The following is a 6,261-nucleotide window of genomic DNA, read 5'->3' as shown; positions in this document are numbered from 1 at the left end:
GCGCTTCATCGCCGAGTGGAACCCGGTGTCAGCCCTCACACAGGCCTGTCGTGAGCTCTGGGGGAACGCCGGCCCTGTCGCCGCCGATGCGGCCTGGCCGTTGCAGCACGCTGTGGAGGCGTCGATCGTCTGGTCGATCCTGCTGACCGCGATCTTCGCCCCGCTCGCCCTCGCGGCCTACCGCCGTCGCTCGCGCGACTGACGGCAGGCCGCGATTCGGTCGAACGGTCGCCCCCGTTCAGCTCGCGCCGACGGGCACCTGTCGATCGCGTCGTGAGTCCTGACGGCCGAGGGCATTCCACTCGATAACCGACACCGCGATCGCGATGACGAAGAACCGTGAGGGTAGCGGGAGGATGCAGATCAGCGCGCCGACCAGGAGCAGGATGGCGGTCCAACGCGGGACCGCGTCGCTGCGAACCAGGCTCACAGCCGTCAGAAGCCAGCCGATCGCAAGGATGATGAACGAGGCGATGAAGCCGGCCTGAACGAGCGGGATGCCCGAGCTGGCGATCTCCCGGCCGGCCTCCATCCCGGCGAGTCCGGGCAGCACGAACACCATGCTCCAGGCGCCGCCGACGGAAAGCAGCGTCCCGACCATCGCGAGGTTCGAGCCGACCAGCCCCAGACCCTCGCGGAGCGACGGGAGCTCGTTCATGAAGCGGAACAGCGCGAAGGCCAGCAGCATCAGGCCGGCCATCGCACACACGGAGGCCGCGATCGCGATGGGTGACTCCGCGATCGCCAAGTCGGACTCGAAGCCCTCGACGGCGAATGTGAGCACCAGCAGCACGAGGCTCAGCACGGTGACTGGCCCTGCGGCGAGGGCGGCGGGACGGAAGTTCATGGTTGTTCCTCTCGGATGGGGAGCACCCACGCTAGGAACGCCGGCCCTCGTCGCGGCACCTCTCACGGGATGAAGTGTGTCCTCCGCGAGCAGGACGCCTGGCCGCCGCCGCGGACATAGAGTGCGAAGCATGCCGATCAAGCAGGTGGACGTGCTGATCGCCGGGACGCTGGTGGCGCTCGGCTTCGTCCAGCTCGTGTCGGATCCGCCCCTGCATCCCGAGGTCGCCGCGCTGCTCACGCTCGCCATGACGATGCCGGTCCTGGTCCGCCAGACGTGGCCGCTGCCGGTCACCACCGTGGTCGCCGGTGCCGCGGTGGCCTACGCGCTGGCGATCGACCCGGTCCCACCCTTCGCGGGTTTCCTCGCGCTTCTGCTGGTCATGGGCTACACGGTGGCCCGGGAATGCCGCCCGTGGACGGCTGCGGTCGCGTTCACGTTGATGACGACGGCACTCATCGCGGTCAGCCTCACGCAGCCGATCGCATGGTTCGAGTGGGTGTACCCGATGGTCTACGGCGGGGGCGCGGCCTTGGCCGGTCTGGTCGTCCGTCTTCGATCCGGACGTCAGGCCGTCGACACGAAGACGCGCGTCCGCGCCGCCGTCTCGGACGAACGCGGCCGCATCGCCCGTGAGCTGCACGACGTCGTCGCGCACGGGCTGGGCGTCATGGTGATGCAGGCGGAGGCGGCGGACGAGCTCCTCGACTCCGATCCGGGAGCCGCGCGGAGGTCGCTCGGCAAGGTGCAGGAGACCGGCCGCGAGGCCATCGGTGAGCTCACGCTGCTGCTGGGTCTGTTGCGAGCCGGCGACCAGGCCAACGGCCGTGAACCACAGCCCATGCTCGCCGAGCTCCCGTCCCTGGTGCGGCAGTTCGAGGACAGTGGCAGGCAGGTCGAGCTCACGACCCGCGGCGACCTCTCGTCGCTGTCGACGGGCGTGCAGCTGACGATCTACCGCGTCGTCCAGGAAGCCCTCACCAATGCGGCGAAGCATTCCCTCGCCAGACAGGTACGGGTCGATGTCGCCACGGCGGAGAGTCGCGCCGAGGTCGTGGTCGCCGACGACGGCCCGCGTCGGCACGGATCAGGCGGCGCCGGACACGGCCTGATCGGCATGAAGGAGCGCGCCGGCCTGTACGGCGGCAGCCTCGAGGCCGGCCCGGACGGCGACGGCTTTCGGATCAGGCTGGAGGTTCCGGCGTCATGATCAATGTGCTGATCGCCGACGACCAGGCCCTCATCCGGGACGGTCTGAGCCTCATCCTGGACTCGCAGCCGGACATGGAGGTCATCGGCGAGGCATCCGACGGCGAGGAGGCCGTCCGGGCAGCGGCGACGCTGCGACCGGATGTCGTACTCATGGACATCCGGATGCCGGGTGTCGACGGGTTGGAGGCGACGCGACGCGTGACGTCCGGAGGAGACTGCCGCGTCCTGGTGCTCACCACGTTCGACCTCGACGAGTACGTCGTGGAGGCGTTGAAGGCCGGTGCCAGCGGCTTCCTGCTGAAGTCGTCGCCGCGTCAGCACCTGCTGCACGCCGTGCGGACCGCCGCAGACGGCGGTGCACTGCTCGACCCCCGGCTCACCGTGCGTCTGGTCGAGGAGCATGTGCGCGGACGCACGAACAGATCACCGGCCACCGAGAAGCAGCTCGCCCGCCTCACCGCGCGCGAGCGGGAGGTACTCGGACTGCTCGCGCGCGGACTCTCGAACGGCGAGATCGCCCGGCACCTGCATCTCGGCGAGACGACGGTCAAGAGCCACGTCGCCCACACACTCGACAAGATCGGCGCGCGCGACCGGATCCAGGCCGTCGTGTTCTCGTACGAGGCCGGCATCGTGCGCCCCGGCGACCCCGCCTGAATCTTCTGCATGCATTGCATGCACGAAAACCAGTATTGACGCGAGGAGTGGTGGCGATGTCGATGCTGACCGTACGAAGTCTCGATCCCGAGGTGAAGGCCAAGCTGCGCGAGCGCGCGGCTCATCACGGACGATCCATGGAGGCAGGGGTGCGCGTGAGTCAGGCCTTCCGGGCGCGACGCTCGTAGTCCGCGCGGGCGGCGGTGTCGGCGTCGGCGAGCACGCTGTCAGCACGGAACGCCTTGGCCACTCCGCGCTGGTACCACCGGGGCATGACGAGCCCGAACTTCGTCATGCCCTGGGTCCACCGTGGCACCCACATCTCCGGACGCGGACGGCGCACGGTCGCCTCGATGACCTTGGCGACGTCGTCGGCCGTCACCGCCTTGATGCCGCGTGCTGACGGAACGCCGGCAGCGAGCTCGGTCTGGACGATGGTGGGCAGCACGACGCTCACGTCGACGCCCTGCGGCTCCAGCTCGGCGCGGGCCGCCTCGGTGAAGCCGACCACGGCGAACTTCGACGCGGAGTAGGTCGCGCCGTCGGCCACCGCCAGCCGTCCGACGGCGGACGCTACGTTGACGATGTGCCCGCGACCGCGCTCGATCATCCCCGGAGCGACCGCCTTCGTGCCGAAGATGACACCGTGCAGGTTCACGTCGACGATGCGCCTCGCGACCTCGTCGGGCTCCTTGAGAACCGAGCCGAGCGGCATGATGCCGGCGTTGTTGATCAGGACGTCGATTGGCCCGATCGAGGACACCTCCCCGAGGAAAGCGGTCCAGGAGGCCGCGTCGGAGACGTCGAGTCCGGCGGCCACGACGCCGTGCCCGATCTCCACGGCGACCGATCGGGCGAGGTCGGCGTCGCGGTCGCCGATCGCGACGCGTGCCCCCTGCCGGGCGAACCGCTCGACGGTGGCGCGGCCGATGCCTCTGGCACCTCCGGTGACGACGATCGACAGGGTGGAGATGTCGCGGCTCATACGGCAGACCTCTCGCTCAGAGGGTGGAGATCGATCGGCAGGCCGTCCATCGGGAACGGGAGTGAGTGGTAGTTCATCGGAGCGACGTAGTCGGGATCGACCGTCCACTCGAAGCGCCGCAGCAGCTGGTGGACGATCATCTTCACCTCGACACCGCCGAAATACAGGCCGATGCACTTGTGCACACCGCCGCCGAACGGCTGCCAGGCGTAGCGGTGCACCTTGTCCTCGCGGCGCTGCTGCGCGAACCGTTCGGGGTCGAAACGCTCCGGATCCGTCCAGAGCTCGTCCATGTGGTGCGAGAGGTGGAGGCCGATCGAGACGAGCCGGCCGGCCGGGATGCGTCGGCCGAGAACCTCGGTGTCCTTGACGGTCTGACGCGCGAGCCCCGGCACCGGCGGCACGAGACGGAGGCACTCCTTCATCACGAGATCGACGGATGTCAGGCCGTCCAGCTCGTCGAGGCGTGGGTGAGACGGCAACGCCAGCGACTCCGCGCGGCATCGCTCCTGCCACTTCGGGTGCTGGCCGAGCTTCTGCATCATCGTCGTGACGGTGATCGTCGACGTGTCGTGGGCCGCCATCAGCAGAAAGATCATGTGGTTGACCACGTCGTCGTCGCTGAGCCGTTGTCCGTCGTCGGTCTCGATCTGGCACAGGGCAGAGAACAGGTCGGTCCCATCGCCGGCCCGGTGAGCCGGGAGGTGCCGGCGGAAGAACTCCTCGAGCTCGCGTCGTCCGCGCACGCCGCGCCGCCATCGCGTCCCGGGCAGGGGTGCACGGATGAAGCCGAGCCCGGCCTGGACGCAGTCGATGAACGCCTGGTTCACCCGGGCCATCTCATCGGCGTCCGCGACGTCCACCCGGCCCATGAAGATCTGCGTGGCGAGGTCGAGGGTGAGGTCCTTCAGCGCCGGGTAGGCCTGGAAGTCGGGATGGGGCGACCAGGCGTCGAGTCCTGACTCCACGGCCGGTCCGAGGGTCGACGTGTAGTCGCTGATGCGGTCGCGGGTGAACGCCTCCTGCAGGATGCGCCGGTGGTGATGGTGCTCCTCGAAGTCGAGCAGCATCAGTCCCCGGTCGAAGAAGGGTCCGATGAGGTAGCCCCACCCGCCGGCATTGGCGAAGGCCTTGTCCGCGTTGCGCAATGCGGTCTCGCAGGCGTCGGGACCCAGCAGCATGGTCCAGCGCCCTCCGACGAACGTGTAGTCGGACACCGGTCCGTTCGTGTCGTAGTGATAGCGCATCGTCCGTAGCGGATCGTGGAAGTACGCGAGTGTCTGTCCGACGAGCGGGATGTGTCGGCGGCGCGGCGCGGTTGGTCGTGGTGCGGCGATCGTCGCCATGTGGCCTCTATCTGACAGGATGCCCTGTCAGTTTGGCCTGCGTCCCGCCGACTGTCAAGATGTCGGCGTGACCGAAGGTGCGCGCAGCTATGGCGGCAAGAGCGCCGACGAGCGTACGACCACCCGGCGGGCCCAGCTCGTCGATGCCGCGATCGCACTCCTGGCCACCACGGGCGTGGCGCGCACCACGATGACGGCCGTTTGCGCGAAAGCGGGACTCACCGAGCGCTACTTCTACGAAAGCTTCTCCTCGCGAGACGAGGTGCTTGTCGCCGCGCTCGACAGCGTGAGCGAGGAGATTGCGCAGGCGGCCCTCGACGCGATCGCCGCGACCTCGGGGGAACCCGCTGCTCGGGTGCGAGCGGCGATCGGCTCGGTGGTCGAGCTTGTGGTCGCCGAGCCCGACAAGATGCGGGTCGCCGTCATCGAGTCGACCGCGAACGCGGCGCTCCGTGCCCGACGGCACGAGCTGCTCGGCTCCTTCGCCACCCTGGTCGCCACGGAGGCCCGCGCCCTCTTCGGCGACGCGACCTGGCCCCCGCCCCGCGACCACGTCCAAGGCGTCATCTTCATCGCCGGCCTTTCGGAGCTGGTGGCTTCGTGGCTGCTCGGCGAGGTCGACCTGTCGCCCGACGAGCTCGCCACCACGGCCAGCGACTCGCTCGTCGCGCTGATGCGACGAACCAGCTAGCTGGAGCCGAGCAACACGAGGACGTCGACCAGCGCGGCCGTCGCGGGTGGGTCGGGCGGCTCGCCGTAGGTAGCGACGTACACGTGCCGCTCGGCCTTCGGGATCTCGTACGCGTTCACGTCCGGGTGGTGGTGCGCGCGCAGGGTCAGCATCCGCCGCGAGTACGACCTGCCGGTTCGGGCGGCTAGACCGTAGCGCTGAGCACCTGGATGTCGATGCGCACGGGTCCGAGCCCGGCGACGGCATGCTCGGCTGCGCGACGAGCCTCGGCGCGGCGCGGCGCCGGCAAGCCGGCGGCGAACTCGGCCAGCTGTGCCATGCCAAGTCGCCAGTCGACGATGTCGGCTGGTGTGCGGAGCCCGGTATCTACGGTGCGGACCGTGACCCCGATCTCCCGGTAACCGGCCGATCGCAACATCGCCGTGAGCGACGACGTGTCCTCCACCAGGGGCTCGAGCTCGCTCTTGAGCTGCTCGTACCACGGCGGCGAGACGAAGCCGAATCGCGTCATGACCGCGTCGAT

9 protein-coding genes and 1 pseudogene are annotated in these 6,261 nt (G+C 69.2%); 5 read left to right on the top strand and 5 right to left on the bottom strand.

Translation table 11 applies throughout. The features are described from left to right. A pseudogene (locus ACRDPN_RS01505) lies at positions 1-202 on the top strand (ABC transporter permease); the annotation flags it as partial. A 36-nt stretch (positions 203-238) separates the two neighbouring features. On the opposite strand, the gene ACRDPN_RS01500 reads toward ACRDPN_RS01505, so the two are convergent. Then, positions 239-847 (bottom strand): hypothetical protein, encoded by a 609-nt coding sequence (locus ACRDPN_RS01500; RefSeq protein WP_431445559.1) that lies wholly within the window; start codon positions 845-847, stop codon positions 239-241. 130 nt (positions 848-977) lie between these two features. Here ACRDPN_RS01500 and ACRDPN_RS01495 point away from each other — a divergent pair, with 130 nt between their 5' ends. Genes ACRDPN_RS01495 through ACRDPN_RS01485 form a run of 3 tightly spaced genes read left to right on the top strand, consistent with a single transcriptional unit; the run spans position 978 to position 2,904 of the window. Next, positions 978-2,057, top strand: coding sequence for a sensor histidine kinase (locus ACRDPN_RS01495; RefSeq protein WP_431445558.1), 1,080 nt, complete (start codon positions 978-980; stop codon positions 2,055-2,057). Continuing rightward, positions 2,054-2,716 (top strand): response regulator, encoded by a 663-nt coding sequence (locus ACRDPN_RS01490; RefSeq protein ID WP_431445557.1) that lies wholly within the window; start codon positions 2,054-2,056, stop codon positions 2,714-2,716. Before ACRDPN_RS01495 ends, ACRDPN_RS01490 begins: the two co-directional genes overlap by 4 nt. A gap of 56 nt (positions 2,717-2,772) precedes the next feature. Then, entirely contained in the window at positions 2,773-2,904 is a 132-nt protein-coding gene (locus tag ACRDPN_RS01485) for a FitA-like ribbon-helix-helix domain-containing protein (protein WP_431445556.1), read from the top strand. Here the strand turns inward: ACRDPN_RS01485 and ACRDPN_RS01480 are convergent. Continuing rightward, the gene (locus tag ACRDPN_RS01480) at positions 2,877-3,701 is read right to left on the bottom strand and encodes an SDR family oxidoreductase (RefSeq protein ID WP_431445555.1); all 825 of its coding nucleotides are present in this window, start codon (positions 3,699-3,701) and stop codon (positions 2,877-2,879) included. The two genes, ACRDPN_RS01485 and ACRDPN_RS01480, sit on opposite strands and share 28 nt — an antisense overlap. Further along, entirely contained in the window at positions 3,698-5,047 is a 1,350-nt protein-coding gene (locus ACRDPN_RS01475; RefSeq protein ID WP_431445554.1) for a cytochrome P450, read from the bottom strand. The genes ACRDPN_RS01480 and ACRDPN_RS01475 overlap by 4 nt, the downstream gene beginning before the upstream one ends. Before the next feature lie 67 nt (positions 5,048-5,114). Between ACRDPN_RS01475 and ACRDPN_RS01470 the strand changes: the two genes are divergently transcribed. Next, positions 5,115-5,738 carry a TetR/AcrR family transcriptional regulator gene (locus tag ACRDPN_RS01470; protein ID WP_431445553.1) on the top strand — a complete coding sequence of 208 codons (624 nt, stop codon included), beginning with the start codon at positions 5,115-5,117 and terminating at the stop codon, positions 5,736-5,738. On the opposite strand, the gene ACRDPN_RS01465 is transcribed toward ACRDPN_RS01470, so the two are convergent. Together ACRDPN_RS01465 and ACRDPN_RS01460 are read right to left on the bottom strand one after the other, a co-directional pair. Then, positions 5,735-5,890, bottom strand: a complete 156-nt coding sequence (locus ACRDPN_RS01465; protein WP_431445552.1) for a hypothetical protein — start codon at positions 5,888-5,890, stop codon at positions 5,735-5,737. The genes ACRDPN_RS01470 and ACRDPN_RS01465 overlap by 4 nt on opposite strands. Positions 5,891-5,922: 32 nt before the next feature. Continuing rightward, on the bottom strand, positions 5,923-6,261 hold a 339-nt coding region (locus ACRDPN_RS01460; RefSeq protein ID WP_431445551.1), incomplete at its 5' end, for a hypothetical protein.

The sequence above is a fragment of the Aeromicrobium sp. genome, from assembly GCF_050700635.1.
Classification (GTDB): Bacteria; Actinomycetota; Actinomycetes; order Propionibacteriales; family Nocardioidaceae; genus Aeromicrobium.
The sequence above is the reverse complement of the archived record's forward strand: the minus strand, read 5'-3'. Positions and strand labels throughout refer to the sequence as shown.

Bases quoted from the DNA above. Each gene is read 5' to 3' on its own strand.
- ACRDPN_RS01500 (WP_431445559.1), bottom strand. From the start codon at position 847: ATGAACTTCCGTCCCGCCGCCCTCGCCGCAGGGCCAGTCACCGTGCTG.
- ACRDPN_RS01495 (WP_431445558.1), top strand. From the start codon at position 978: ATGCCGATCAAGCAGGTGGACGTGCTGATCGCCGGGACGCTGGTGGCG.
- ACRDPN_RS01490 (WP_431445557.1), top strand. From the start codon at position 2,054: ATGATCAATGTGCTGATCGCCGACGACCAGGCCCTCATCCGGGACGGT.
- ACRDPN_RS01485 (WP_431445556.1), top strand. From the start codon at position 2,773: ATGTCGATGCTGACCGTACGAAGTCTCGATCCCGAGGTGAAGGCCAAG.
- ACRDPN_RS01480 (WP_431445555.1), bottom strand. From the start codon at position 3,701: ATGAGCCGCGACATCTCCACCCTGTCGATCGTCGTCACCGGAGGTGCC.
- ACRDPN_RS01475 (WP_431445554.1), bottom strand. From the start codon at position 5,047: ATGGCGACGATCGCCGCACCACGACCAACCGCGCCGCGCCGCCGACAC.
- ACRDPN_RS01465 (WP_431445552.1), bottom strand. From the start codon at position 5,890: ATGCTGACCCTGCGCGCGCACCACCACCCGGACGTGAACGCGTACGAG.